Origin of the sequence: Pseudomonas sp. Leaf48, assembly GCF_001421885.1 — a bacterium.
Taxonomy (GTDB): Bacteria; Pseudomonadota; Gammaproteobacteria; order Pseudomonadales; family Pseudomonadaceae; genus Aquipseudomonas.
Map to the genome: position 1 here is coordinate 73,593 of NZ_LMLH01000028.1, position 24,403 is coordinate 97,995.

The 24,403-nt window shown below is 60.1% G+C and carries 22 protein-coding genes; 10 read left to right on the forward strand and 12 right to left on the reverse strand.

Annotated elements, in window-relative coordinates; all coding sequences use genetic code 11:
* Positions 1 to 70: 70 nt before the first annotated feature.
* The 3 genes from dbpA to yccS all read left to right on the forward strand — a co-directional run bounded on the left by dbpA (position 71) and on the right by yccS (position 5,174).
* The gene (gene dbpA, locus ASE98_RS16260; protein ID WP_236707813.1) at positions 71 to 1,408 is read left to right on the forward strand and encodes an ATP-dependent RNA helicase DbpA; all 1,338 of its coding nucleotides are present in this window, start codon (positions 71 to 73) and stop codon (positions 1,406 to 1,408) included.
* Positions 1,409 to 1,561: 153 nt separating this feature from the next.
* Complete coding sequence (locus tag ASE98_RS16265) at positions 1,562 to 2,740, forward strand: NAD(P)/FAD-dependent oxidoreductase (RefSeq protein ID WP_060542362.1); 1,179 nt, start codon at positions 1,562 to 1,564, stop codon at positions 2,738 to 2,740.
* Positions 2,741 to 2,990: 250 nt separating this feature from the next.
* On the forward strand, positions 2,991 to 5,174 hold the full coding sequence (gene yccS / locus ASE98_RS16270) for a YccS family putative transporter (RefSeq protein ID WP_060542363.1): 2,184 nt from the start codon (positions 2,991 to 2,993) through the stop codon (positions 5,172 to 5,174).
* Positions 5,175 to 5,265: 91 nt separating this feature from the next.
* On the opposite strand, the gene ASE98_RS16275 is transcribed toward yccS, so the two are convergent.
* A complete protein-coding gene (locus ASE98_RS16275) occupies positions 5,266 to 6,003 on the reverse strand; it encodes a substrate-binding periplasmic protein (RefSeq protein ID WP_060542364.1) in 738 nt (245 codons plus the stop codon).
* 256 nt (positions 6,004 to 6,259) lie between these two features.
* Here ASE98_RS16275 and ASE98_RS16280 point away from each other — a divergent pair, with 256 nt between their 5' ends.
* Positions 6,260 to 6,712 (forward strand): GNAT family N-acetyltransferase, encoded by a 453-nt coding sequence (locus ASE98_RS16280; RefSeq protein ID WP_060542365.1) that lies wholly within the window; start codon positions 6,260 to 6,262, stop codon positions 6,710 to 6,712.
* Positions 6,713 to 6,776: 64 nt separating this feature from the next.
* Here ASE98_RS16280 and ASE98_RS16285 read toward each other — a convergent pair whose 3' ends face one another.
* From ASE98_RS16285 to ASE98_RS16295, 3 genes are read right to left on the reverse strand one after another with little or no spacing between them, the layout of a single operon-like run.
* Entirely contained in the window at positions 6,777 to 7,073 is a 297-nt protein-coding gene (locus tag ASE98_RS16285) for a winged helix-turn-helix domain-containing protein (protein ID WP_060542366.1), read from the reverse strand.
* A gap of 22 nt (positions 7,074 to 7,095) precedes the next feature.
* Positions 7,096 to 7,587 carry a M48 metallopeptidase family protein gene (locus tag ASE98_RS16290; protein WP_060542367.1) on the reverse strand — a complete coding sequence of 164 codons (492 nt, stop codon included), beginning with the start codon at positions 7,585 to 7,587 and terminating at the stop codon, positions 7,096 to 7,098.
* 46 nt (positions 7,588 to 7,633) lie between these two features.
* The gene (locus ASE98_RS16295) at positions 7,634 to 9,757 is read right to left on the reverse strand and encodes a putative bifunctional diguanylate cyclase/phosphodiesterase (protein WP_060542368.1); all 2,124 of its coding nucleotides are present in this window, start codon (positions 9,755 to 9,757) and stop codon (positions 7,634 to 7,636) included.
* Positions 9,758 to 10,078: 321 nt separating this feature from the next.
* On the opposite strand from ASE98_RS16295, the gene ASE98_RS16300 reads away from it, so the two are divergent.
* A complete protein-coding gene (locus ASE98_RS16300; protein ID WP_060542369.1) occupies positions 10,079 to 10,747 on the forward strand; it encodes a polysaccharide lyase family 7 protein in 669 nt (222 codons plus the stop codon).
* An 82-nt stretch (positions 10,748 to 10,829) separates the two neighbouring features.
* Here ASE98_RS16300 and fba read toward each other — a convergent pair whose 3' ends face one another.
* The 6 genes from fba to tkt all read right to left on the reverse strand — a co-directional run bounded on the left by fba (position 10,830) and on the right by tkt (position 17,213).
* A complete protein-coding gene (fba, locus tag ASE98_RS16305) occupies positions 10,830 to 11,894 on the reverse strand; it encodes a class II fructose-bisphosphate aldolase (RefSeq protein ID WP_060542370.1) in 1,065 nt (354 codons plus the stop codon).
* Positions 11,895 to 12,176: 282 nt separating this feature from the next.
* The gene (locus ASE98_RS16310; protein WP_060542371.1) at positions 12,177 to 12,509 is read right to left on the reverse strand and encodes an MliC family protein; all 333 of its coding nucleotides are present in this window, start codon (positions 12,507 to 12,509) and stop codon (positions 12,177 to 12,179) included.
* 56 nt (positions 12,510 to 12,565) lie between these two features.
* The gene (locus ASE98_RS16315) at positions 12,566 to 12,787 is read right to left on the reverse strand and encodes a hypothetical protein (RefSeq protein ID WP_060542372.1); all 222 of its coding nucleotides are present in this window, start codon (positions 12,785 to 12,787) and stop codon (positions 12,566 to 12,568) included.
* Positions 12,788 to 12,822: 35 nt separating this feature from the next.
* The gene (locus tag ASE98_RS16320; protein ID WP_060542373.1) at positions 12,823 to 13,986 is read right to left on the reverse strand and encodes a phosphoglycerate kinase; all 1,164 of its coding nucleotides are present in this window, start codon (positions 13,984 to 13,986) and stop codon (positions 12,823 to 12,825) included.
* Positions 13,987 to 14,003: 17 nt separating this feature from the next.
* On the reverse strand, positions 14,004 to 15,065 hold the full coding sequence (gene epd / locus ASE98_RS16325; protein ID WP_060542374.1) for an erythrose-4-phosphate dehydrogenase: 1,062 nt from the start codon (positions 15,063 to 15,065) through the stop codon (positions 14,004 to 14,006).
* A gap of 150 nt (positions 15,066 to 15,215) precedes the next feature.
* Positions 15,216 to 17,213, reverse strand: coding sequence for a transketolase (tkt, locus tag ASE98_RS16330; RefSeq protein WP_060542375.1), 1,998 nt, complete (start codon positions 17,211 to 17,213; stop codon positions 15,216 to 15,218).
* A gap of 260 nt (positions 17,214 to 17,473) precedes the next feature.
* Here tkt and ASE98_RS16335 point away from each other — a divergent pair, with 260 nt between their 5' ends.
* The 4 genes from ASE98_RS16335 to ASE98_RS16350 all read left to right on the forward strand — a co-directional run bounded on the left by ASE98_RS16335 (position 17,474) and on the right by ASE98_RS16350 (position 22,007).
* Positions 17,474 to 18,469 carry an ArsR/SmtB family transcription factor gene (locus ASE98_RS16335; protein ID WP_060542376.1) on the forward strand — a complete coding sequence of 332 codons (996 nt, stop codon included), beginning with the start codon at positions 17,474 to 17,476 and terminating at the stop codon, positions 18,467 to 18,469.
* A gap of 18 nt (positions 18,470 to 18,487) precedes the next feature.
* A complete protein-coding gene (metK, locus tag ASE98_RS16340; RefSeq protein WP_060542377.1) occupies positions 18,488 to 19,678 on the forward strand; it encodes a methionine adenosyltransferase in 1,191 nt (396 codons plus the stop codon).
* Between the two features lie 166 nt (positions 19,679 to 19,844).
* Complete coding sequence (gene ligB / locus ASE98_RS16345) at positions 19,845 to 21,524, forward strand: NAD-dependent DNA ligase LigB (RefSeq protein WP_060542378.1); 1,680 nt, start codon at positions 19,845 to 19,847, stop codon at positions 21,522 to 21,524.
* Between the two features lie 87 nt (positions 21,525 to 21,611).
* Positions 21,612 to 22,007, forward strand: a complete 396-nt coding sequence (locus tag ASE98_RS16350; protein WP_060542379.1) for a DUF1090 domain-containing protein — start codon at positions 21,612 to 21,614, stop codon at positions 22,005 to 22,007.
* Positions 22,008 to 22,134: 127 nt separating this feature from the next.
* On the opposite strand, the gene ASE98_RS16355 is transcribed toward ASE98_RS16350, so the two are convergent.
* A complete protein-coding gene (locus ASE98_RS16355; protein ID WP_060542380.1) occupies positions 22,135 to 22,584 on the reverse strand; it encodes a c-type cytochrome in 450 nt (149 codons plus the stop codon).
* Between the two features lie 128 nt (positions 22,585 to 22,712).
* On the opposite strand from ASE98_RS16355, the gene mltA reads away from it, so the two are divergent.
* The gene (mltA, locus tag ASE98_RS16360) at positions 22,713 to 23,885 is read left to right on the forward strand and encodes a murein transglycosylase A (RefSeq protein WP_060542381.1); all 1,173 of its coding nucleotides are present in this window, start codon (positions 22,713 to 22,715) and stop codon (positions 23,883 to 23,885) included.
* A gap of 121 nt (positions 23,886 to 24,006) precedes the next feature.
* Here the strand turns inward: mltA and ASE98_RS16365 are convergent, their stop codons facing one another.
* A complete protein-coding gene (locus tag ASE98_RS16365; RefSeq protein ID WP_060542382.1) occupies positions 24,007 to 24,390 on the reverse strand; it encodes an MAPEG family protein in 384 nt (127 codons plus the stop codon).
* Positions 24,391 to 24,403 lie beyond the last annotated feature (13 nt).

Consider the following 24,403-nt stretch of genomic DNA (forward strand, 5'->3'; position numbering starts at 1 on the left):
TTTTGTTTTGCAGGCCAGTCCCGTGACCACCATCGCCACCGAATTTAATACTTTGCCGCTGTCCGCCGCCATGCTGGCTAACCTCGACTCCCTCGGTTATGCCCAGATGACGCCGATCCAGGCGCAAAGCTTGCCGGTGATCCTCAAGGGGATGGACCTGATTGCCCAGGCCAAGACCGGCAGCGGCAAGACTGCCGCCTTCGGTATCGGCCTGCTGAACCCGATCAATCCGCGCTATTTCGGCTGCCAGGCATTGATTCTTTGCCCGACCCGCGAGCTGGCTGACCAGGTTGCCAAGGAAATCCGTCGCCTGGCCCGTGCCGAAGACAACATCAAGGTTCTGACCCTGTGCGGAGGCGTGTCCCTCGGCCCGCAGATCGCTTCGCTGGAGCACGGCGCGCATATCATCGTCGGCACCCCGGGGCGCATCCAGCAGCACCTGCGCAAAGGTTCGCTGGTGCTTCACGGCCTGAACACCCTGATCCTCGACGAAGCCGACCGCATGCTCGACATGGGTTTCTACGATTCCATCGAAGAAATCATCATGCAGGCCCCGGAGCGCCGCCAGACCCTGCTGTTCTCCGCCACCTACCCGGTAGGTATCAAGCAGTTGGCCTCGAAATTCATGCGCAACCCGCAGCAGGTGAAGGCCGAGGCGTTCCACGACGACACTCAGATCGAGCAACGTTTCTACGAGATATCCCCGGAAGAGCGCATGAGCGCCGTGACCAAGGTCCTGGGCCACTTCCGCCCGGCGTCCTGTGTAGCATTCTGCTTCACCAAGCAGCAGGTGCAGGAAACCGTCGATCACCTGACCGCCAAAGGCATCTCCGCGGTCGGCCTGCACGGCGATCTGGAACAGCGCGACCGCGACCAGGTACTGGCCATGTTCGCCAACCGCAGTACTTCGGTACTGGTTGCCACCGACGTTGCCGCCCGCGGCCTTGATATCGATTCCCTGGACATGGTGATCAACGTCGAGCTGGCCCGTGATTCGGAAATCCACATCCACCGCGTGGGCCGTACCGGCCGTGCCGGTGAGAAAGGCCTCGCGATCAGCCTGGTCGCACCGTCCGAAGCCCAGCGTGCGCAGGCCATCGAGCAGTTGCAGAAATCGCCGTTGACCTGGGATCAGGTAGACAACCTCACCAATCAGGGCGGTGGCCCGCTGCTGCCGCAGATGAGTACCCTGTGCATCGGTGCTGGCCGTAAAGACAAGGTTCGTCCGGGCGACATTCTGGGCGCACTCACCGGTGATGCCGGCATCCCCGGCGCCCAGGTCGGCAAGATCGCGATCTTCGACTTCCAGGCCTACGTGGCCGTGGAACGTGGCATCGCCAAGCAGGCCTTGCAGCGTTTGAACGATGGCAAAATCAAAGGCCGCTCGTTGCGCGTGCGTATTTTGTAAGCGATCTTCCAATCAAAGAAGGTCCCCTGTGGGAGCGGGCTTGCTCGCGAAAGCGGTCTATCAGTCGACATTGATGTTGAATGTGATGGCCCCATCGCGAGCAAGCCCGCTCCCACAGTTTGTTTTGTGGTGATACATCGAGAGGACACCGTTTTGCGCTCTACCGAAGTCGTGATCATTGGCGCTGGCGCCGCAGGGTTGATGTGTGCACTGACCGCCGCCGGGCGTGGGCGCAAAGTGTTGTTGCTCGACCACGCCAACAAGGCTGGCAAGAAAATCCTGATGTCGGGCGGTGGACGCTGCAATTTCACCAACATGTACACAGAACCGGGCAATTTCCTTTCGCAGAATGCGCATTTCTGCAAATCTGCCCTGGCCCGCTATACCCAGTGGGACTTCATCGGCATGGTGGCCAAGCACGGCGTGCCATACCACGAGAAAAAACTCGGCCAGCTGTTCTGCGATAACAAATCCAGCGACATCCTCGAAATGCTGCTCAACGAGTGCGATCAGGTCGGCGTCAGCCTGCACCTGGACACCTCGATCCAGACCATCGAGAAACTCGAAAGCGGTTACCTGCTGGACACCACGCTCGACCAGATCACCTGCGAATCCCTGGTAATCGCCACCGGCGGCCTGTCGATCCCGACTCTGGGTGCCACCGGTTTCGGCTATCAGGTGGCCAGGCAATTCGGCCACGAACTGCTGCCGACCCGCGCCGGCCTGGTGCCGTTCACCATTACCGATCAGCTCAAGGTCCTGTGCACCGAGTTGTCCGGTACGTCGGTGGATTGCCTGGTGAGCTGCAACGACCAGAGCTTTCGCGAGAACATCCTGTTCACCCACCGCGGCCTCAGCGGCCCGGCGATCCTGCAGATTTCCTCGTTCTGGGAATCCGGCGACACCGTTGAAATCAACCTGATGCCGGACCACGACGTGCCGAGCTGGCTGCAACAGCAGCAAGCCGAACGTCCGAACAGCGAACTGAAAACCCTGCTCGGAGAAATTTTCACCAAGAAAATGGCCAACCTGCTGGCGGACAACTGGTTCGTCTCCAAACCGATGAAGCAGTACACCCATGCGGAACTGGCGGACATCGCGGAAAAACTGGCGAGCTGGAAAGTGGTCCCGGCCGGCACCGAAGGCTATCGCACCGCCGAAGTGACCCTGGGCGGCGTCAACACCAACGAGGTGTCTTCCAAGACCATGGAATCGTTGAAAAGCCCCGGCTTGTATTTCATCGGCGAAGTGCTCGATGTCACCGGGCACCTGGGCGGTTTCAACTTCCAGTGGGCCTGGGCATCCGGCTACGCCGCCGCGCAGTACGTCTGACCAACTGGCGTACACAAAACAACTGTGGGAGCGGGCTTGCTCGCGAAAGCGTCGGATCAGTCAACATTGATGTTGAATGACACACCGCCTTCGCGAGCAAGCCCGCTCCCACATTGGGTCTGTGATGATTTGCAGAGTGTATTCGCACAAGGAAGGAACAGATTTTGCTGTCTGATGTGATCGCCGCCATTGCGTCGACGTCATTAGTGGCTCAATTTAGCGTCATTGCCTCGGAAGGCCTTCGCACTTCATGTCATCGACTTCGTTCAGCCAGTCTCTGCGTCGCCTTTGGGCGCTGGATAAATTCAGCTACAGCGTGCGGGTGTTCATCGCCCTGACCGGCACCATGGCGCTGTGTTGGTATCAGGATGAAATGGGCCTGTTGATCCCGTTGTTCCTGGGGATCATTGCCAGCGCCCTGGCTGAAACCGACGACAGTTGGCAGGGCCGTCTCAATGCACTGGCGGTCACGCTGGTGTGTTTCCTGGTCGCTTCGCTGTCCGTCGAACTGCTATTCCCCTACCCGAAAATCTTTATCGTCGCCTTCGCCCTGGCTGCCTTCTGCCTGACCATGCTCGGCGCCCTCGGCGAACGCTATGGCGCGATTGCTTCAGCGACCTTGATCCTGTCGGTCTACACCATGATCGGCGTGGACCAGCGTGGTGGTGCGGTCACCGATGTCTGGCACGAACCGGTGCTGCTGGTGGCCGGTGCAGCCTGGTACGGTCTGCTTTCAGTGCTTTGGCAGGCGCTGTTCTCCAACCAGCCTGTACAGCAGAGCCTCGCGCGGCTGTTCCGGGAGCTGGGGTTTTACCTGAAGCTCAAATCATCGCTGTTCGAACCGATCCGGCAAATGGACGTTGAAGCGCGACGCCTGGAGCTGGCCCAGCAGAACGGCCGGGTGGTGGCGGCGATGAATGCGGCCAAGGAAATCATCCTGCATCGGGTTGGCAACGCCCGGCCGGGATCGAAAGTCAGTCGCTACCTCAAGCTGTACTTCCTCGCCCAGGATATCCACGAGCGCGCCAGCTCATCGCACTACCCCTACAACGCCCTGGCCGAAGCATTCTTCCACAGCGACGTGCTGTTCCGCTGTCAGCGCCTGCTGCGCCAGCAAGGCAAGGCCTGCCGGGCACTGGCCGAATCGATCCAGATGCGCCAGCCATTCATCTATGACGCCAGCTTCGCTGAAGCCCTGAGCGACCTGGACGCCTCCCTCGAACACCTGCGGGTGCAGAGCAACCCAGCCTGGCGCGGCTTGCTCCGCTCCTTGCGGGCACTGGCGGCGAACCTGGGTACCCTCGACCACCTGCTCAGCGACGCGAGCAACCCTGATGCCCTGGCCGACGCCACTGACAGTAGCCTGCTCGATCGCTCGCCACGCAACCTCAAGGACGTGTGGACCCGCCTGCGTACGCAACTCACGCCGACCTCGCTGCTGTTCCGCCACGCCCTGCGATTGCCCCTGGCCTTGAGCATCGGCTACGCCATGGTGCATTTGATCCACCCTTCCCAAGGCTACTGGATCATCCTCACCACGCTGTTTGTCTGCCAACCGAACTACGGCGCGACACGACGCAAACTCGGCCAGCGGATCATCGGCACCGCCTTTGGCCTGACGCTGGCCTGGGCGCTGTTCGATCTGTTCCCGAACCCGCTGATCCAGTCATGCTTCGCCATCGCCGCCGGGGTGGTGTTCTTTATCAATCGCACCACCCGCTACACCCTGGCGACGGCGGCAATTACCTTGATGGTGCTGTTCTGCTTCAACCAGGTGGGCGACGGTTACGGGCTGTTCCTGCCACGACTGCTCGATACCTTGCTCGGCAGCCTGATCGCCGGGCTGGCGGTGTTTCTGTTCCTGCCGGACTGGCAAGGCCGACGCCTGAACAAGGTGCTGGCCAATACGCTGACCTGCAACAGCATTTACCTGCGCCAGATCATGCAGCAGTACGCCGCCGGCAAGAGCGACGACCTGGCCTACCGCCTCGCCCGACGCAACGCACACAACGCCGACGCTGCGCTGTCGACCACCTTGGCGAACATGCTGATGGAGCCGGGGCACTTCCGTAAGGAGGCGGATGTCGGCTTTCGCTTCCTGGTGCTGTCACACACGCTGCTCAGCTATTTGTCAGGCTTGGGGGCACACCGGGAAACGCAGTTGCCGGCCGATGTTCGCGAGCACCTGATCGAAGGCGCCGGGGTGAAGCTCGCCACCAGCATCGACGAAATAGCCCAGGGGCTGGCCAGTAAATCCTCGATTGCGATCCAGAGCGACGAAGAAGAGGCGCTGGCCGATACCCTTGAGCAGATGCCCGATGAAATCGATGAAGGCCAGCGGTTGGTGCAGACACAACTGGCGTTGATCTGCCGGCAATTGGGACCGTTGCGGACGCTGGCGGCGCATCTGATCAAGGACACCAGCGAAGCTTGAGACATGCGGCGCCTGGAGGGGCCTCATCGCGAGCAGGCTCGCGATGAGGCCCGCTCAAACAACGCCGAACCCGCCGCTGGCAGCTAACGCCCTACATCCCATGCTGCCTCATCAACCTGGCATAACTCCCATCCGCCTTCATCGCCGCAATCGCGCGGTCGAAACCAGCGACGATCTGTTCGTGCTCCGGGTTCTTCAGGCTAACCAGAATGTGCAGACTGTTTTCGCTCAACGGCTTGGGCAGGAACTCCACGGCATTGCGCACCTTGGGCACTTCGCGAGCGAGGTAGTAACGGGCGACATATTCGTCTTCAAGGGTCAGTTTGACCCTGTTCGCCGCGACCATGCGCACTGCCATGGCGAAGCTGTGCACCGGGACTTTTTGCAACGACTGGTCTTCATCGAAGGTCGATGAATAGGCGTAACCGCGCACCACCGCAATCGGATAGGTGTGCAGTTGCTGCAGATCATTGAATTCGATGGGGGCATCTTTGCGCTTGAGAAACCGCACGCGGTTGAGCAGGTACTGCGCGGAAAACTGGCCAAGTTTTGTGCGCTCGTCGTTGTACCAGGCGTTGACCAGCACGTCGTACCGCCCCTCGCCCACCCCCCGCAGAGCCCTCGCCCAGGGCACCTGTTCAAACTCACTGGCATAACCGGCCCTGGCCAGTGCGGTACTGACAATATCCGTGGCCAGGCCGCCATTGATCAACGTGGCATCGGTAAAGGGAGGCCAGGCATCGGCGACCAGACGCAGCCTGTCAGCGGACACCCCCTGGACCTGCAACAGCAATCCGATCAAGGCCAAAGCTCGATGCAATCGCGGCATGCTGGAAAATCCTTAGCGGGCGGTTTGCCCGGTGTGCTTTCAGCCAGAACCCCAAGGCCCCTTACCGGCATATCCCGGGTACTCAAAGTAGCTCATCGGAGCCACTGCAAAGCGCTTCATTGCAGAGTACACAAAGGCGGCGCAACCGCGAGCAATCAATGATGGCATTTTGGACATTGTTACAGATTGATCCGCCATAAAGACTTCTGCCACCAGTGCGCTTAGTATCGGAGGTACGTTTTCAGGAAATCAAAACATGACAGTCGATTGGATCTGCAAACACCACAGCGATCTGGGCAAAGAGCAGCTGTACGCCATTCTGCAGTTGCGTACCGAGGTATTTGTCGTCGAACAGAAATGCGTTTATCAGGACATTGATGGCCAGGATCTGGAAGGTGACACCTGCCACGTGATGGCCTGGGACGGCAACCGACTGGTGGCCTACCTGCGGCTGCTGGACCCGCAATCACAGGGTGGTGACGTGGTGATCGGCCGGGTGCTCACCGCACCGCACGCTCGTCGCAGTGGCCTGGGTCACGAGTTGATGGAGCAGGCGCTCAAGCAGATCGAAAAATACTGGCCCGACATGCCGGTCTATCTCTCGGCACAGGCACATTTGCAGGGGTATTACGGGCGATACGGGTTTGTCGTGTCGGGTGAGGAATATGTCGAGGATGGCATTCCACACATCGGGATGCGTCGCTCCTGAAGTGCTTCAACCCGGATTGCCGCAGGGGATCCGGGTTATACGGCAGGCTGCACAATACTGAAGCTCAGGGATACTCCAGCACTGCCTTGATCTGCTGCAGATTGCCCTCGATCCAGCCACGATCGATCGCGCCCCACTCGCGAATCCGGTAGCGCCCCGCATGGTTGCGCGCTCCCTCTTCCTGCTCGAACTCGCAAACAATATCCAGATCCGCCAAGGCCGCGATGGTGTCCTGGGCGGTGCGCCGTGGCATGCCGGTGGCTTCGGTCAACGCCGGGACGCTGCTGGCCAGCCCGCTGTCGATCAGGTACGCCACGTACAAGCGGCGATAGAAACTGCTTTTGGTCTTGCTTACGTCCATCTAACGCTCCTTGAAAGATCGTCTATTGCATATCCCGCCACGTCAGGTACACCCGAACATCAAACTCGACTTGGTGATACCCCGGCAACATGTGCTCGCAAAGCTTGTAGAACGCCTTGTTGTGGTCCGATTCCTTGAAGTGTGCCAGTTCGTGCACCACGATCATTTTCAGGAACTGCGAAGGCGCATCCTTGAACAGCGAGGCAATGCGAATTTCCTTTTTGGCCTTGAGTTTGCCGCCCTGCACCCGGGAGATCGTGGTGTGCAGGCCAAGGGCTCGGTGAGTCAGGTCCAGACGGTTGTCGAACAGTACCTTGTCGATGGCCGGGGCATTGCGCAAGTATTCCTGCTTGAGGTCGAGCGCATAGGTGTACAGCGCCTTGTCACTCTGCACTGCGTGTTTTTCCGGGTAACGCTGGCTCAGGTAATCACCCAGCCGACCGTCGGTGATCAGTTGGCGCACCTGAGCCTGCAGGGAAGCGGGATAGGCCTGGAGGTATTTCAGAACGGTCATCGGGGCGGTAAATACAAGTCACGAAAAGATCGCCAGTGTAGCGAATTCAGCCGGACAACGCGCTCCAGTCGAATGGTTGCACAAAGCCGCCGACCTCCTCGGCCATCATCGGCCGCGCCACCAGTGAACCTTGCACATAGCCGCAACCATTGGCTTGCAGCCATTGATATTGCACGACGTTTTCCACTCCTTCGGCAACCACCTCCATGGCCAACTGGCTGCACAGGTCGATCACGCTACGCACCAGTGCCGCATCCCGTTCGGATGAAGGTAACCGCGCGATCATATGGCGGTCGAGTTTCAGCGTGTGGAGCTCCAGGTCGCGAATAAGCGAGAGGGAGCATGGCCCGCAACCAAAATCATCGAGAGCCACCCGCACCCCCAGATTGCGCAGCAGACGCAGTTGCTTGCGGGTTTCCTCGGTGTTATGCATCAAGGCCTCCTCGGTGACCTCGATTTCCAGATGGTGTGGCTGCAAGCCATGGCGCTCAAGTACCTGACGCAGTTCTGTTGCCAGGCCAGGCATAGCGAATTGCGTACTGCTCAAGCTGACACTCAATACCAGATCCTCGGCAAATACGGCTTCCCAGGCTTTGCGTTGCCCTGCGCTGCGATGGTAAATCCAGCTGCCAAGCCGGCTGATCAACCGTGCCTCTTCCAGCAAGGGTAAAAACAGCCCCGGGGGAACATCGCCGACGCTTGGATGCTGCCAGTGCAGCAACGCCTCGAAACCACGGAGCCGCCCGCCAGCAATCGCGACCTGGGGTTGATACACCAGATTGAACTCACGATTCTCGATGGCCGTTCGCACACTTTCCTCGAGCATCAGCCGCGAACGCGCCCGCCCGTTCATTTCGTGGTCATAAAAGCGATATTGCTGACGGCCCGCACGCTTGGCTTCGTACATGGCGATGTCGGACGCTCGCAACAGCCCGTCGAGATTGGTAGCGCAATCGGGAAACGTGGCAATGCCGATACTGGCGCCCAGCGCAATATCCAGCCCATCGATTTGCTGGCAGATCGATACTCGCTCAATAAGCTTCTCGGCAATCTTGGCCGCCTGCTCGGGAAACTCAAGATCCAGCAGCGCTGTGAACTCGTCGCCGCCTATCCGCGCCAGGATATCGAAAGGCCGCAGGCAGGTCTTGAGCTGCTCGGACACCCAGCGCAGGACCCGATCACCGGCATCGTGCCCAAGAGAGTCGTTGACTCGCTTGAAACCATCGAGATCCAGGAACAGCAATACCCAGTGGCTGTCCGCTCGCTCGCCGCGCAGTAGCAGGTTTTCCACCGTCTGGTAAAACCCCCGGCGGTTGAGCAGCCCGGTCAGCGGGTCGGTCACGGCCTGAAACTCCAGCTGCTGATGCAGGTGACGCACCACGGACATGTCCAGCACGGTCACCACCATCGCATGTTGCTCCGAAGGCAATGGTGCACAGGAAAGCGTCACCGGCACCTGCTGACCCAGAGCCGTGCGCAACAGCGCATCGTGCAGACGCAGGGTCTCGCCGCGTCGGTAAGCGGCAAAGAAGTCGGAATCGGCCCATACCGGAATATGCGGTTTTTGCAGGCAGTCCAGAAAATCCTTGCCTTGCAGCTCCTGCACCGTGGCATTGAGCAACCGCGACATTGCCGGGTTGGCAAACCGTATCAACCCATCCTCACCCACTACCGCAATGCCTTCGGCGGCGTTGTCCAGTATCGAAGCGTTGAAGGCGCGTGCGGACTCCAGATCATGGCTCAGGTGCTGCAACTGCCGGCGATTGCGCTGATGCTCGAGCAGGGCCTGGACCTTGGGTTTAAGAATCTGTGGATCGAAGGGTTTGAAAAGGTAGTCCACAGCACCGCTGGCATAGCCTTTGATCACGGCGTCCTGGGTCTGTTCGGCGGCGGTCAGGAAAATGATCGGCGTAAGGCGCGTTCGCTGGCTGCCGCGCATCAGGCGCGCGACTTCAAAACCATCCATGCCCGGCATCTGCACATCCAGCAGCACCAGGTCGATATCGTGTTCGAGCAGCAGACCCAGCGCTTCGAAGCCCGACGCGGCGGTGATGACCTGCCAGTCCTGCCGAGACAGCAAGGCGTGCAGGCTGATCAGGTTTTCAGGGTAGTCATCGACGATCAGTAAGGTTGAGTTGCCTTCACCCGGCGTGGGTTGCGCGCATTCCATGCTGCTTCTCTTTGGCGGGGGTCAGGCCGGGCTCTTGTGAAAACCGGACAAATAGTAAGTGCTTACTCTAGACGCGGATCTACTAAAGCAGTAGGTGTCATAGCGCCATCATCTACCAATAAGTCTTTTTGCCGACTAACGGTCAGTCCTTGAGGCCCAATAAAACCGGGAAGGATGGCATTTCGACAACATGCTGGCGCCAATTAAATACCGGGCCAGCGTTAACAAGCTCACCTCGTACGCTTATAAAGACCGCCGTCAAAGGCACGTGCCAGAGCGTTTGGCACGTTCGTACAGGAAGCAGCAGATGGAAGCACTGACATGATCGACCTCGCAACCTGGAACCTCAGTGTTCCCGTCGGCAGCCCGCCCTACACCGTTGAAACGTCAAAACTGGTGAACGGCTTCAAGGATCAATACTTCCACTCCGACACCGGTACGTTGTTTTTCTGGGCTCCAGTGACCGGCTCCCGTACCGCAAACGCCATTTATCCGCGTACCGAACTACGGGAAACCTACAGCAACGGCACCCTGCGCAATTGGTACTACCCGGACGCCGACAACACATTGCGCGCCACCCTGGCGGTGAACCAGGTGCCAAGCTCGGGAAAAATCGTCATAGGCCAGATCCATGCCTATGAAAGCCAGAAACCCATGGTGAAGGTCGAATACCAATACAAAACCACGACCGCCACCGGCAATATCGTCGCCAAAGTGCGCATGCACCCCTATGACGCCGAAGGCCGGGTGATCACAATCGCCACGGGAGTGAAGCTTGATCGGGAGTTCTCGTATCTCATCCACCTCAGTCCTGGAGGTGCGCTGGGCATCAGCGCTGCGGGCTATCAATGGGACACCAATATCAGTGCGACGTGGCGGGACAAACCACTGTACTTCAAGGCTGGCGTTTATGTGCAGGACAACACCGGGTACACCAGTGAAGGCGGGAAAGTGACGTTCAGCAAGCTGGATATCGATCACGATAAGTAAACAGGCTGCAATCTTTAGATCTTGCGCCCACAAAAAACCCGCCTCCGGGCGGGTTTTTCATTCGATCCAAACGCTGCGGGTCTTAGTTGACCTTGGCGTTCAACTCACCTTTCAGATAACGCTGGAACATTGCTTCCAGGGAGATCGGCTTGATCTTCGAAGCGTTGCCTGCGGTACCGAAGGCTTCATAACGAGCGATGCACACGTCGCGCATGGCGGTCACGGTGGCGCCGAAGAACTTGCGCGGGTCGAATTCGCTCGGGTTGGTGGCCATCAGGCGACGCATGGCGCCGGTGGATGCCAGGCGCAGGTCGGTGTCGATGTTGACCTTGCGCACGCCGTGCTTGATGCCTTCGACGATTTCTTCAACCGGTACGCCGTAGGTTTCTTTGATGTCGCCGCCGTACTGGTTGATGATCGCCAGCCACTCTTGCGGAACCGAAGACGAACCGTGCATCACCAGGTGAGTGTTCGGAATACGCTTGTGGATCTCTTTGATGCGGTCGATCGCCAGCACATCGCCGGTAGGCGGCTTGGTGAACTTGTACGCGCCGTGGCTGGTACCAATGGCGATGGCCAGGGCGTCGACCTGGGTGCGTTTGACGAAGTCAGCGGCTTCTTCCGGGTCAGTCAGCATCTGGCTGTGATCCAGAATGCCTTCGGCGCCGATGCCGTCTTCTTCACCAGCCATGCCGGTTTCCAGCGAACCCAGGCAGCCCAGTTCGCCCTCTACCGATACGCCGCAGGCGTGAGCCATGGCCACGGTTTGTTGGGTTACACGGACGTTGTAGTCGTAGTCGGTCGGGGTCTTGCCGTCTTCGCCCAGGGAACCGTCCATCATTACCGAGCTGAAGCCCAGTTGAATGGAACGCTGGCAGACGTCAGGGCTGGTGCCGTGGTCCTGGTGCATGCACACCGGGATGTGCGGGAACTCTTCGATTGCCGCCAGGATCAGGTGGCGCAGGAATGGGGCACCGGCGTATTTGCGAGCACCGGCCGAAGCCTGGACGATCACCGGGGAGTCAGTCTTGTCAGCGGCTTCCATGATGGCGCGCATCTGCTCAAGGTTGTTGACGTTGAAGGCTGGAACGCCGTAGCCGAACTCGGCTGCGTGGTCCAGCATCTGGCGCATGCTGATAAGTGCCATTGTGTGTATCTCTCCCGGTTGAGGGTCGTTAATCGTGCCAGCCTGCCGTAGCGGCGGCGGCTATTCAAGTTATTGCAGATCGGGGGTTGGCCCCGCGCTGCGAATTCGGTGTTGCCTTGTGGCGAGGGGGCTAGCCCCCGTTGGAGTGCGAAGCGCTCCCATGCGACATTTCTGACTTACCAATTGGGGGCTGCTGCGCAGCCCATCGGGGGCAAGCCCCCTCGCCACAAAAGCCCCCTCACCATAAAAACCCGTTTACACACGGGATTGGTGGTGTATCGATTACTGCGCCTTGCAACCACGGCCAATCAAATCATTGGTGGCGACCCAGTAAACCAGGCCTTCCTCACCTTTTATGTGAAACGCCAGCATGTCGTTGCTGTACAGCGAACCCGACGCGCCCGGCTCCTGCTTGAGGCGGTAGACCTGATCGGCTCCGCCGAGGCGGACGTCGACTTGCTCACGGCTGTCGTCGGTATAGCGCCAGACAACCTTCGCCTGGCTGTCGCAGGTCCAGGTAGTCCAGTTGTCCACCGGTGCGGACGACTCGAACGGGTTCAAGCTGGTGCACCCGGCCAACAGTGCCAACGCCGTAATGGCGATAAATCCTTTCATCCGTGTCCCTCGACCAACGGCGCACGCCGCCAGCCCTGAGTAAAGAGTCAGACCCGTCAAGGACATCCATGTTCCTTGACGGGGGTCTGGGTTTCGTATTTGTCCAGGCCATCAGGCCCGGAACGCTTGTTGAGCACCGGATTGGTTTCCGCCTGCCAGTCAGCCTGGTAGCAGCCCTTTTCCGCTGCAGACGGCGCAGGCTCCGGCGTGGCTTTCGGATTACTCCCGCAAGCGGCCAGCAAACCCGCGACGATCATCAGCGCTAACGTCTTGACCATTTCAACACTCCCTTGCCTGGTCAAACGGGCGACCCTCAGGCCTTGGCCCGGCTTTCCAGGACTTCAACGGCTGGCAACACCTTGCCTTCGACGAATTCGAGGAACGCGCCGCCACCGGTAGAAATGTAGGAAATTTGCTCGGCCACGCCATATTTGTCGATGGCAGCCAGGGTGTCGCCACCGCCCGCGATGGAGAACGCCGCGCTGTCTGCGATAGCCTGGGCCAGCACTTTGGTGCCGTTACCGAACTGGTCGAACTCGAATACACCCACCGGGCCGTTCCACAGGATGGTCTTCGACGACTTCAGCAGTTCGGCGAAATTCGCCGCGGTCTGTGGGCCGATGTCGAGGATCATGTCGTCGTCCGCAACGTCGGCGATCAGCTTCACGGTGGCCGCAGCGCTTTCAGCGAATTCCTTGGCAACTACCACGTCAACCGGCAATGGCACACTGACCTTTGCGGCGATGGCGCGGGCCGTGTCCAGCAGGTCCGGCTCGTACAGGGATTTGCCAACCGGGTGACCGGCAGCCGCCAGGAAGGTGTTGGCGATACCGCCGCCGACGATCAACTGGTTGCAGATCTGGCTCAGGCTGTTGAGCACGTCGAGCTTGGTCGAAACCTTGGAACCGGCCACGATGGCAGCCATTGGCTGGGCCGGGGCGCCCAGGGCCTTGCCCAGTGCGTCGAGCTCGGCAGCCAGCAACGGGCCGGCAGCGGCAACCTTGGCGAACTTGGCCACGCCGTGGGTCGAGCCCTCGGCGCGGTGCGCGGTGCCGAAAGCGTCCATCACGAACACGTCGCACAGGGCGGCGTATTGCTTGGCCAGTTCGTCAGCGTTCTTTTTCTCGCCCTTGTTGAAGCGCACGTTTTCGAACAGCACGATGTCGCCGGCCTTGACGTCGACGCCGCCCAGGTAGTCAGCCACCAGCGGCACTTCGCGGCCCAGGGCGCGGCTCAGGTAATCGGCGACTGGCTTGAGGCTGTTCTCGGCCGAGAACTCGCCTTCAGTCGGACGGCCAAGGTGCGAGCAAACCATTACGGCCGCGCCTTTTTCCAGGGCCAGCTTGATGGTCGGCAGCGAAGCCAGGATTCGCGCATCGCTGGTGACAACTCCGTCCTTGACTGGGACGTTGAGGTCTTCGCGGATCAATACGCGCTTACCTTGCAGATCGAGGTCGGACATCTTCAACACGGTCATGGGTCGCATTTCCTGGGTTACTGTTTTGTAGAGACGATGGGTGAAGCTGTTTGCAGGTAGTGCTCTGCAACATCCAGCATTCGGTTGGCAAAACCCCATTCGTTGTCGAACCAGGCCAGGATGTTCACCAGCCGAGGGCCGGAAACACGGGTCTGACTGGCATCGACGATGGCCGAATGTGGGTCATGGTTGAAATCACAGCTGGCATGGGGCAACTCGGTGTAAGCCAGAAGACCTTTGAGCGGGCCGCTGCTGGCGGCCTCGCGCAAAATCCGGTTGACCTCGGTGGCGTCGGTCGCGGTGGCGGTCTGCATCGTGATATCGAGGCAGGACACGTTAACCGTTGGCACCCGTACGGCTTTGGCCTGAATTCGCCCTGCAAGTTCCGGCAACAGCCGTTCGATGCCGCGCGCCAGACCGGTGGACACCGGAATCACCGACTGGAACGCCGAACGGGTGCGGCGCAAGTCTTCGTGATGATAGGCGTCGATGACCGGCTGATCGTTCATCGCCGAGTGAATCGTGGTGATCGACACGTAGTCCAGGCCAATGGCCTGGTTGAGCAGGCGCAACAGCGGCACACCGCAGTTGGTGGTGCAGGACGCGTTGGACACCAGCCGCTCGTCGCCGGTCAGGCAATCCTGATTCACACCGTAGACGATAGTGGCGTCGACATCCGCCTCGCTGGCCATTGGCTGGGAAAACAATACTCGCGGCGCGCCGGCGTCGAGAAACCGCTGGCCGTCTTCACGGGTGTTGTAAGCGCCGGAGCATTCCAGCACCAGATCGACGCCCAGGGACGCCCAATCGATGCCTTCGGGGGCGGCACTGCGCAAGACCTTCACGCAGTCGCCATTAATATGCAGACAATCGCCTTCGACTTTCACCTCGCCGGGAAAACGCCCGTGGGTGGAGTCGAAGCGTGTCAGGTATTCGATGCTGGCCATGTCGGCCAGATCGTTGATCGCGACAATCTCAAACCCGGCCTTGTCGCCTCGCTCGAACAACGCACGCAAGACGCAACGACCAATCCGGCCGTAGCCGTTGAGTGCAACTTTGTAGGGACGCGGTTGAGGCATGGGGTTCTCGATTACCGTGGTGAATCCATCAGTGTTGCGTTGACTGGCCCGACGCCTTCGCGAGCAAGCCCGCTCCCACAGGAGAATGCGATCTCATGTGGGAGCGGGCTTGCTCGCGAAGGCGACAGTCCAGACGACACATTTTCTGGATCAGTCTTCCAGCAGCTCTTCAGCCTGACCCAGGATGTTTTCCAGGGTGAAACCGAACTCTTCGAACAACGCGCTCGCAGGCGCCGACTCACCGTAAGTGGTCATGCCGATCACGCGGCCTTCCAGGCCCACGTACTTGTACCAGTAATCCGCGTGAGCGGCTTCGATGGCGATACGGGCGCTGACCTGCAGCGGCAGGACCGATTGCTTGTAACCGGCGTCCTGGGCATCGAACACGCTGGTGCACGGCATGGAAACCACGCGAACCTTGCGGCCCTGCTCGGTCAGTTTGTCGAAGGCTTGAACGGCCAGGCCGACTTCCGAACCGGTGGCGATCAAGATCAGCTCTGGCTCACCAGCGCAGTCTTTCAGCACATAACCACCACGGCTGATGTCGGCGATCTGGCCGGCATCACGGGTTTGGTGCTGCAGGTTCTGACGCGAGAAGATCAGGGCCGAAGGACCGTCCTTGCGCTCCAGTGCGTATTTCCAGCTCACGGCCGATTCAACAGCATCGGCTGGACGCCAGGTGTCGAGGTTCGGCGTGCAACGCAGGCTGGCCAGTTGTTCGATTGGCTGGTGAGTCGGGCCGTCTTCGCCCAGACCGATGGAGTCGTGGGTGTAGACGTGAATCACGCGCTGCTTCATCAGGGCCGACATGCGCACGGCATTGCGCGCGTATTCCATGAACATCAGGAAGGTCGCGCCGTAAGGCACCAGGCCGCCGTGCAAGGCAACGCCGTTCATGATGGCGGTCATGCCGAACTCGCGCACGCCGTAGTACATGTAGTTGCCGCTGGCATCTTCAGCGGTCACGCCTTTGCAGCCTTTCCACAGGGTCAGGTTGGAACCGGCCAGGTCAGCCGAACCACCGAGGAACTCAGGCAGCAGCGGGCCAAATGCGTTCAGGGCGTTCTGGCTGGCTTTACGGCTGGCGATGGTTTCGCCCTTGGCAGCGACTTCGGCGATGTAGGCGTCAGCCTTCTCGGAGAAATCAGCCGGCAGTTCGCCACTCAGGCGACGCACCAGTTCGTTGGCTTCGGTCGGGAATGCGGCGGAGTAGGCAGCAAAACGCTGGTCCCACTCGGCTTCGGCAGCGCGACCGGCTTCCTTGGCGTCCCACTCGGCGTAGATGTCGGCCGGGATTTCGAACGGGCCGTGGTTCCACTTCAGCGCCGCACGGGTCAGGGCGATTTCCGCGTCACCCAGTGGGGCGCCGTGGCAGTCTTCCTTGCCTTGCTTGTTCGGCGAACCGAAACCGATGGTGGTCTTGCAGCAGATCAGGGTCGGCTGCTCGCTTTTGCGTGCAGTCTCGATTGCCGTCTTGATCTCTTCCGGGTCATGACCATCGACATTGCGGATCACTTGCCAGTTGTAGGACTCAAAGCGCTTGGGCGTGTCATCGGTGAACCAGCCTTCGACTTCGCCGTCGATGGAGATGCCGTTGTCATCGTAGAAGGCAATCAGCTTGCCCAGGCCCAGCGTGCCAGCCAGGGAGGCGACTTCGTGGGAAATGCCTTCCATCATGCAGCCATCACCCAGGAATACGTAGGTGTGGTGATCGACGATGTTGTGGCCAGGACGGTTGAACTGCGCCGCCAGGACTTTTTCCGCCAGGGCAAAACCCACGGCGTTGGCCAGGCCTTGGCCCAGCGGACCGGTGGTGGTTTCAACGCCCGGGGTGTAACCGAGTTCCGGGTGACCCGGAGTGCGGCTGTGCAGCTGGCGGAACTGCTTCAGGTCTTCGATCGACAGGTCGTAGCCGGTCAGGTGCAGCAACGAGTAGATCAACATCGAGCCGTGACCGTTGGACAGCACGAAGCGGTCACGGTCGGCGAACGATGGATTGCTCGGGTTGTGCTTGAGGTAGTCACGCCAAAGTACTTCGGCGATATCCGCCATACCCATAGGGGCACCGGGATGGCCGCTGTTGGCTTTTTGCACGGCATCCATGCTGAGGGCACGAATGGCGTTGGCACGCTCACGACGGCTTGGCATCGCTGTTCTCCTGGGGATTGATTAAAACGAAACGGAAAAAAGGCGAGCATTTTCCCTCACCGGGACGCCTCGGGGCAATGACAGATAGTCATCTGAAGGCGTTTTTCCAACGGATAACGGTGGATTCTTCTGATGAAACCTTTCCGCTATCCGTTTGTAGAGTGAAGCGGCCCGTGAGAAGTGCCATCTATCGTGCAATATCAAAACTTTTTGATATTGCCCTTGCGATGCTTTCGGCCCATGACTAGACTGCCGGCCTTATGAATCTACGCGTGCCCTCCATTCAACATGACGATTGCGATGAGCTGGCGGCCTTGTGCAAGGCCGGCGGTGATCCCCTGCGGTTGAATGTATTGCGCGCGCTGGCCAACGACTCGTTCGGGGTGCTGGAACTGGCGCAGATATTCGGCATCGGCCAGTCGGGCATGAGTCATCACCTCAAGGTTCTGGCCCAGGCCGACCTGGTGGCGACCCGCCGTGAAGGCAATGCGATTTTCTACCGTCGCGCCCTGCCCCACACCGAACTGCTGGGCGGCAAGCTGCACGCTGCCTTGCTCGATGAAGTGGATAACCTGACGCTGCCGGCCGATGTAAAGTCGCGTATCGCCCAGGTTCACGGACAGCGCGCGGCGGCCAGCCAGGACTTTTTCTCACGGGTTGCGGAGAAATTTCGCGCCCAGCAAGACCTGATCGCCGGCCTGCCACAGTACCGCGAAAGCGTGCTGGCCCTGCTCGACAAGCTGAGTTTCGGCCCAGGCGCCACGGCCATTGAAGTCGGCCCCGGCGACGGTGCATTCCTGCCCGAACTGGCGCGCCGCTTCAACCAGGTCACGGCGCTGGACAACAGCCCGGCGATGCTGGAACTGGCACGTCAGGTCTGCGAACGCGAGACGCTGACTAACGTTAACCTGCAACTGGCCGATGCATTGAACGGCGTCAGCCTGCAAGCCGATTGCGTTGTACTGAACATGGTGCTGCACCATTTTGCCGCGCCGGCCGATGCGCTCAAGCACATGGCCAATTTGCTGCAACCAGGCGGTAGCCTGTTAGTGACAGAGTTATGTAGCCATAACCAGAGTTGGGCCAAGGAGGCCTGCGGTGATCTCTGGCTAGGGTTTGAACAGGACGATTTGGCCCGTTGGGCCACCGCTGCGGGACTCGTTCCCGGGGAAAGCCTCTATGTAGGCTTACGTAATGGTTTCCAGATCCAGGTACGCCACTTTCAGCGACCGGCTGGCGACACTCACCATCGGTAAATTCAGGAAAACATCGAGATGAGCGAATACTCCCTTTTCACCTCCGAGTCCGTGTCTGAAGGGCATCCGGACAAAATCGCCGACCAGATTTCTGATGCGGTGCTGGACGCCATCATTGCAGAAGACAAGTTCGCCCGCGTGGCGTGCGAGACTCTGGTGAAAACGGGCGTGGCGATCATCGCCGGCGAAGTGACCACTTCGGCCTGGGTTGACCTGGAGCAGATCGTTCGTGATGTCATCACCGACATCGGTTACACCAGCTCCGACGTCGGCTTCGACGGTGCGACCTGCGGCGTGATGAACATCATCGGCAAGCAGTCCCCTGACATCAACCAGGGTGTCGACCGTGCCAAGCCTGAAGATCAGGGCGCCGGCGACCAGGGCCTGATGTTCGGCTACGCCAGCAATGAAACCGACGTGCTGATGCCAGCACCGATCACTTTCTCGCACCAGTTGGTGCAGCGCCAGGCTGAAGCCCGTAAATCCGGCCTGCTGCCTTGGCTGCGCCCGGACGCCAAGTCGCAAGTGACTTGCCGTTACGAAGGCGGCAAGGTTGTCGGTATCGACGCCGTGGTCCTGTCGACCCAGCACAATCCGGAAGTGTCGTACAAAGACCTGCGCGAAGGCGTGATGGAGCTGATCGTCAAGCACGTACTGCCTGCCGAACTGCTGACCAAAGACACCCAGTTCCACATCAACCCGACTGGCCAGTTCATCATCGGTGGCCCGGTGGGCGACTGCGGCCTGACCGGTCGCAAGATCATCGTCGACAGCTACGGCGGCATGGCCCGTCATGGTGGCGGCGCGTTCTCCGGTAAGGATCCATCGAAGGTTGACCGTTCGGCGGCCTATGCCGGTCGTTACGTGGCCAAGAACATCGTTGCCGCCGGCCTGGCCGAGCGCTGCGAGATCCAGGTTTCCTACGCGATCGGTGTTGCCCAGCCGACTTCGATCTCGCTGAACACCTTCGGCACCGGCAAGATCAGCGACGACAAGATCGTCAAACTGGTCCGCGAAGTGTTCGACCTGCGTCCATACGCGATCACCACCATGCTCGACCTGCTGCACCCGATGTATCAGGAAACCGCTGCGTACGGCCACTTCGGTCGTACCCCGGCGACCAAGACCGTGGGCGACGACACGTTCACCACGTTCACCTGGGAAAAAACCGACCGCGCCGACGACCTGCGTTCCGCTGCCGGCCTGTAAGACTTTCCCCGCAGTACCCAAAGCCCCGCACGGTTCGCCATGCGGGGCTTTTTCGTGGGTAACCGCCAGACTTTGCGGACATCGAAACACACGGAAAAATACTGTTCGAGCGGCCTTCGGAATCTTTCCTAACCTTCAGGCAACCCACTGAGCAAGGACGCTCGCGATGCTCCTCGACCCACGCCTGTTTATTACCTGCCTGCTTGCCCTCTCCTGCCTGACCGCCCGCGCCGCCCAATGCCCCGACTGGCCACCCGAACGCGCCTCGAACGAAATCACCACCCTGCAAACCCGGATCGACCTCTGGGACGACAGCTACCATCGCCAAGGCCACTCGCTGGTCGCCGATGAACTTTACGATCAGTCCCACGCGCGACTTACCCAATGGCGTACATGCTTCGGCCTGACTAAACCGGCGGACCCGTTGCGCACTGCCGGTGGCCCTGTCACTCACCCTATTCCTCACACCGGCCTGGAAAAGCTCAGTGATGCCCAGGCCGTGGAAGACTGGTTGAAAGATCGCCGCGAGGTCTGGATTCAGCCGAAAGTCGACGGCGTCGCCGTGACCCTGGTCTACCGCAGCGGCGTATTGACTCAGGCGATCAGCCGGGGAGACGGTACCAAGGGGCGGGACTGGACTGCATCGGCGCGCCAGATCCCCGGTATCCCCCGGCAATTGAGCCAGGCCCGGGACCTGGTAGTGCAAGGCGAGCTTTATTGGCACGCGACCGGCCATGTCCAGGCCGAAGCCGGCAGCCTCAATGCTCGCGGCACAGTGGCCGGCTTGATGGCACGCAAAACAATGAGTGCGCAACAGGCGTCGGGAATCGGCCTGTTTGTCTGGGACTGGCCCCAGGGGCCGAGCGACCTGCTCGAACGCGTGGCTGCGCTGGACGAGTTGGGCTTCCCGAGCACAGCGCCTTACAGTCACCCGATCAAGACACTGGCGGACGTTGAAGGCTGGCGGGATCACTGGTATCGCTCACCCCTGCCCTTTGCCAGCGACGGTATCGTCCTGCGCCAGAACCAGCGCCCAGTCGCCGAACGCTGGCAAGCCAAGCCTCCTTACTGGATTGTTGCCTGGAAGTATCCTATCGCCCAGGCCCTGGCTGAGGTGCGCAAGGTAAACTTCCAGATTGGACGCACAGGCAGGATTACACCGGTGCTGGAGGTGACACCGTTCTGGCTTGATGACCGGCAAATCAAGCGCGTCAGCGTCAGCTCTCTGCGGCGTTGGCAGGAGCTGGACATTCGCCCCGGCGACCAGGTGTCCATCAGTCTCGCGGGCCTGACGATTCCAAGGCTCGACGACGTGGTACTGCGCAGCACCGCACGCCAGGAATTGAATGCGCCCAAGGCCGCGGACTTTCATGCGCTCAGTTGCTGGCAGCCCACAGCGCAATGCGAAAGCCAGTTTCTTGCGCGCCTGACCTGGCTCAGCGGCAAGCAAGGTCTGGCCCTGCCCCATGTCGGCCCAGGCACCTGGGAAAAACTTCTTGCAACAGGTCGCCTGGGCAACCTGCTGGATTGGTTGACCCTTGATGCCCAAGAGCTTGCTAACATTGACGGTTTCGGCGAACGCAATGCTGCCCGCATCGCCGACAGTTTCAACATTGCCCGCCAGCGCCCTTTCGCCAATTGGCTCAAAGCACTGGGGCTGCCGCCGACAGGCCAGGCGCAACTCCCTGACTCATGGCAGGAACTGGCGCAAAGAGACACCGAACAATGGCAGACCGAAGCCGGTATCGGGCCGGGGCGCGCGGCGCAACTGAGCGCATTTTTCCGCGACCCGCAGATACTGGCCTTGAGTGAAACATTACATGACGCGGGGATTAACGGTTTTTAGCCAGTGCCCGCCCGGGAACCCGAACGGACCAATAGGCTCAAACAGCCAGCGCCGTATCGACCTGTTGCTTTCTTGACTGGAGCTTTTATGAAATTTCTTTCACCGCTTGCCCTGTTAACCCTTTGCAGCGTGATGGCCGCCCCGTTGATGGCGGACGAAGAAGCGCCGGGGCTGACAGGTTGCGCCGCCAAGAAGCAAGGCATCATCAACCAGATCGAACTGGCCAAGTCTCGCGGCAACGCCGACCAGCAGGCCGGCCTGGAAACGGCCCTGAGCGAAGTCACCGCGAACTGCACTGACGCCTCACTGAAGAAAGAACGGGAAAACAAGGTGCTCGACGCCAAGCATGAAGTCAGCAAGCGTCAGGCCGATCTCGACAAGGCCATGAAACAAGGCGACCCCGACAAGATCAACAAACGCAAAGACAAACTCGCCGAATCGCGCAAGGAATTGCAGGAAGCACTCGACGAGCTGGATAAGTAAGGCCGTAAGGACCAGCAATCTTTGGTGCGGCCAAAGCAGCCTTCGCGGGCAAGCCCGCTCCCGCAGTTGAGAACACTCCCTGTGGGAGCGGGCTTGCCCGCGAAAGCGTCAGCATGAGCAACACCAATCAATGATCGCGAAAAGCCTTATGACACGCACTGCAGGCATCTTCGACTTTCTGCACCGCCGGCCCGAGGTTGCTGGCCTTGTAGGGTTGAACCTGGCTGACAACTACCAGCTCTCCCGTGGCCGTCTCAAGGTCGCGAGCCATGCCCTGAAAACGCGCCTGCTGCTCCCAGACATCGCTTGTGGCGCTGGTGTGATCTTCTTCACGCACCTGGGGGAAATGTTTCCACGGTTCACGGGACAACGCATCGAGCTTCACAGCGCCTTCGGCGAACTTCGGGCCGTCGAATGGAATACGGCCACGCAACATGCCACCCAGGTCTTCGCCCGTCTTGAGCATCTGCTTGAAAATAGCCTTGCGCTGACCGAGTGGAGAGTTGGGGTCGACACCGCCGCAAGCGGACAGTGTCAGGCAGGCCAGCAATACAACAGAAAGTCTTTTAAGAGTCATGGTGGCTTCAGGTTACGGGAAACGGCGGCCAGTATCCTCGCCTGATCGGCAAAGACCAATAGCCCTATTATTAATACGGGTTGCGTGAGCACATGAAGCGCTCGGGCAACCGACAAAGGAATCACTCCATGAACAGCTGTTTCAAGGCATGGCGTCACAGCCTGGCCTGGACCCTGCCGGTGGTGGCCCTGCTCGCAGGTTGCACCGGTGGTGAAAACAAACAACCCAAGACCCACGCCCTGGCCACTTACTCCAGTGCCACGTGGGAGGCGTTGCCGGCGGTGTCCGACACTGATCTGGTCGCCGGTTTCGGCTCGTGGCGCAGCGCCTGCACCCGACTCAAGGCCGATCCGGTCTGGGGTGGCACCTGCGCAGCGGCCGCCAATGTGCCGCAGACCGCCAGCGACATTCGCGGTTTTCTCAAGCAGAACCTGGACGTCTACGGCCTGCGCGCCGCCAATGACAACCCCAACGGCCTGATCACCGGTTACTACGAGCCGGTCTATCCCGGCAGCCTGACTCAGACCAGCGTGGCGAATGTGCCGGTGTATGGCGTGCCCGAGGACATGATCATTGTCGCCCTGGACAGCATTTATCCCGAGCTCAAAGGCAAACGCCTGCGCGGTCGACTCGAGGGTCGCGTACTCAAGCCCTACGACGACTCGGCGACTATTGAAAGCAAGGGGGTCAAGGCGCCGGTCGTGGCCTGGCTGACCGACCCGATGAACCTGCAGTTCCTGCAGATCCAGGGTTCGGGCCGTATCCAGCTCGACGACGGCCGCCAGTTGCGCATTGCCTATGCCGACCAGAACGGCCACCCCTATCGACCGATCGGCCGCTGGCTGGTGGAACAAGGCGAGCTGAAAAAAGAAGAGGTGACAATGGGCGCGATCAGCACCTGGGCCAAAGCCAATCCGTCGCGTATCCCGCAACTGCTCGCCAGCAACCCAAGCTATGTGTTCTTCACCCGCAACCCGGACAGCAACGAAGGCCCGCGCGGCTCACTGAACGTGCCGCTGACCGCAGGCTATAGCGCGGCGGTGGATCGCAAGGTGATTCCGTTGGGCAGCCTGTTGTGGTTATCCACCACCAAACCAGACGGCACGGCACTGGTACGTCCGGTAGCGGCGCAAGACACCGGTGGCGCGATTGCCGGTGAAGTACGCGCGGACCTGTTCTGGGGCACCGGCGAAGCAGCCGGACAGCTGGCCGGGGACATGAAGCAGCAGGGGCAAATCTGGATGTTGTGGCCCAAGGGGGCGACGTTGCCGCAAGTTCCTCAAGTGGCTGACAAACCTTAAAGCAACAGATCGCAGTCTTCGCCAGCTCCTGCATTTGCGCATCCGCCGACTCATCGCGGATGCGCCCGAACCCTGTAGGAGCTGTCGAGTGAAACGAGGCTGCGATCTTTTGACCTTGGCCCTAAGCCGACACCACAAACAGACTCACAATCAGTCCCATCCCCACAAACCACACCAACGATCGCAAAATCGCCCAGTCCGCCAGGTAGCAAATGATGTAAAGCAACCGACTGGTGATAAACAACACCGACAACACATTGATCGTCACCAGTTCGGCATTGCCAGCCAGGTGCGCGACGATCACCGCCGCCGCGAACGCCGGGGTCACTTCAAAACTGTTCAGTTGCGCTGCATGCGCGCGCCGCCCCAAACCCTCCAGCGAATCCAGAAAATCCCGGGGATCATGGTTATCTCTCAGCCTGTAACCGCCACTGGCCTTGGCGACGCCCGTGCAGATATACGGCAGGAAAATTGCGATCAAAATGCACCACAGAGCAACCGTCATAACGCCGTCCTTT

Bases quoted from the DNA above. Each gene is read 5' to 3' on its own strand.
- dbpA (WP_236707813.1), top strand. From the start codon at position 71: ATGCTGGCTAACCTCGACTCCCTCGGTTATGCCCAGATGACGCCGATC.
- yccS (WP_060542363.1), top strand. From the start codon at position 2,991: ATGTCATCGACTTCGTTCAGCCAGTCTCTGCGTCGCCTTTGGGCGCTG.
- ASE98_RS16275 (WP_060542364.1), bottom strand. From the start codon at position 6,003: ATGCCGCGATTGCATCGAGCTTTGGCCTTGATCGGATTGCTGTTGCAG.
- ASE98_RS16280 (WP_060542365.1), top strand. From the start codon at position 6,260: ATGACAGTCGATTGGATCTGCAAACACCACAGCGATCTGGGCAAAGAG.
- ASE98_RS16285 (WP_060542366.1), bottom strand. From the start codon at position 7,073: ATGGACGTAAGCAAGACCAAAAGCAGTTTCTATCGCCGCTTGTACGTG.
- ASE98_RS16290 (WP_060542367.1), bottom strand. From the start codon at position 7,587: ATGACCGTTCTGAAATACCTCCAGGCCTATCCCGCTTCCCTGCAGGCT.
- ASE98_RS16295 (WP_060542368.1), bottom strand. From the start codon at position 9,757: ATGGAATGCGCGCAACCCACGCCGGGTGAAGGCAACTCAACCTTACTG.
- ASE98_RS16300 (WP_060542369.1), top strand. From the start codon at position 10,079: ATGATCGACCTCGCAACCTGGAACCTCAGTGTTCCCGTCGGCAGCCCG.
- fba (WP_060542370.1), bottom strand. From the start codon at position 11,894: ATGGCACTTATCAGCATGCGCCAGATGCTGGACCACGCAGCCGAGTTC.
- ASE98_RS16310 (WP_060542371.1), bottom strand. From the start codon at position 12,509: ATGAAAGGATTTATCGCCATTACGGCGTTGGCACTGTTGGCCGGGTGC.
- ASE98_RS16315 (WP_060542372.1), bottom strand. From the start codon at position 12,787: ATGGTCAAGACGTTAGCGCTGATGATCGTCGCGGGTTTGCTGGCCGCT.
- ASE98_RS16320 (WP_060542373.1), bottom strand. From the start codon at position 13,986: ATGACCGTGTTGAAGATGTCCGACCTCGATCTGCAAGGTAAGCGCGTA.
- epd (WP_060542374.1), bottom strand. From the start codon at position 15,065: ATGCCTCAACCGCGTCCCTACAAAGTTGCACTCAACGGCTACGGCCGG.
- tkt (WP_060542375.1), bottom strand. From the start codon at position 17,213: ATGCCAAGCCGTCGTGAGCGTGCCAACGCCATTCGTGCCCTCAGCATG.
- ASE98_RS16335 (WP_060542376.1), top strand. From the start codon at position 17,474: ATGAATCTACGCGTGCCCTCCATTCAACATGACGATTGCGATGAGCTG.
- metK (WP_060542377.1), top strand. From the start codon at position 18,488: ATGAGCGAATACTCCCTTTTCACCTCCGAGTCCGTGTCTGAAGGGCAT.
- ligB (WP_060542378.1), top strand. From the start codon at position 19,845: ATGCTCCTCGACCCACGCCTGTTTATTACCTGCCTGCTTGCCCTCTCC.
- ASE98_RS16350 (WP_060542379.1), top strand. From the start codon at position 21,612: ATGAAATTTCTTTCACCGCTTGCCCTGTTAACCCTTTGCAGCGTGATG.
- ASE98_RS16355 (WP_060542380.1), bottom strand. From the start codon at position 22,584: ATGACTCTTAAAAGACTTTCTGTTGTATTGCTGGCCTGCCTGACACTG.
- mltA (WP_060542381.1), top strand. From the start codon at position 22,713: ATGAACAGCTGTTTCAAGGCATGGCGTCACAGCCTGGCCTGGACCCTG.
- ASE98_RS16365 (WP_060542382.1), bottom strand. From the start codon at position 24,390: ATGACGGTTGCTCTGTGGTGCATTTTGATCGCAATTTTCCTGCCGTAT.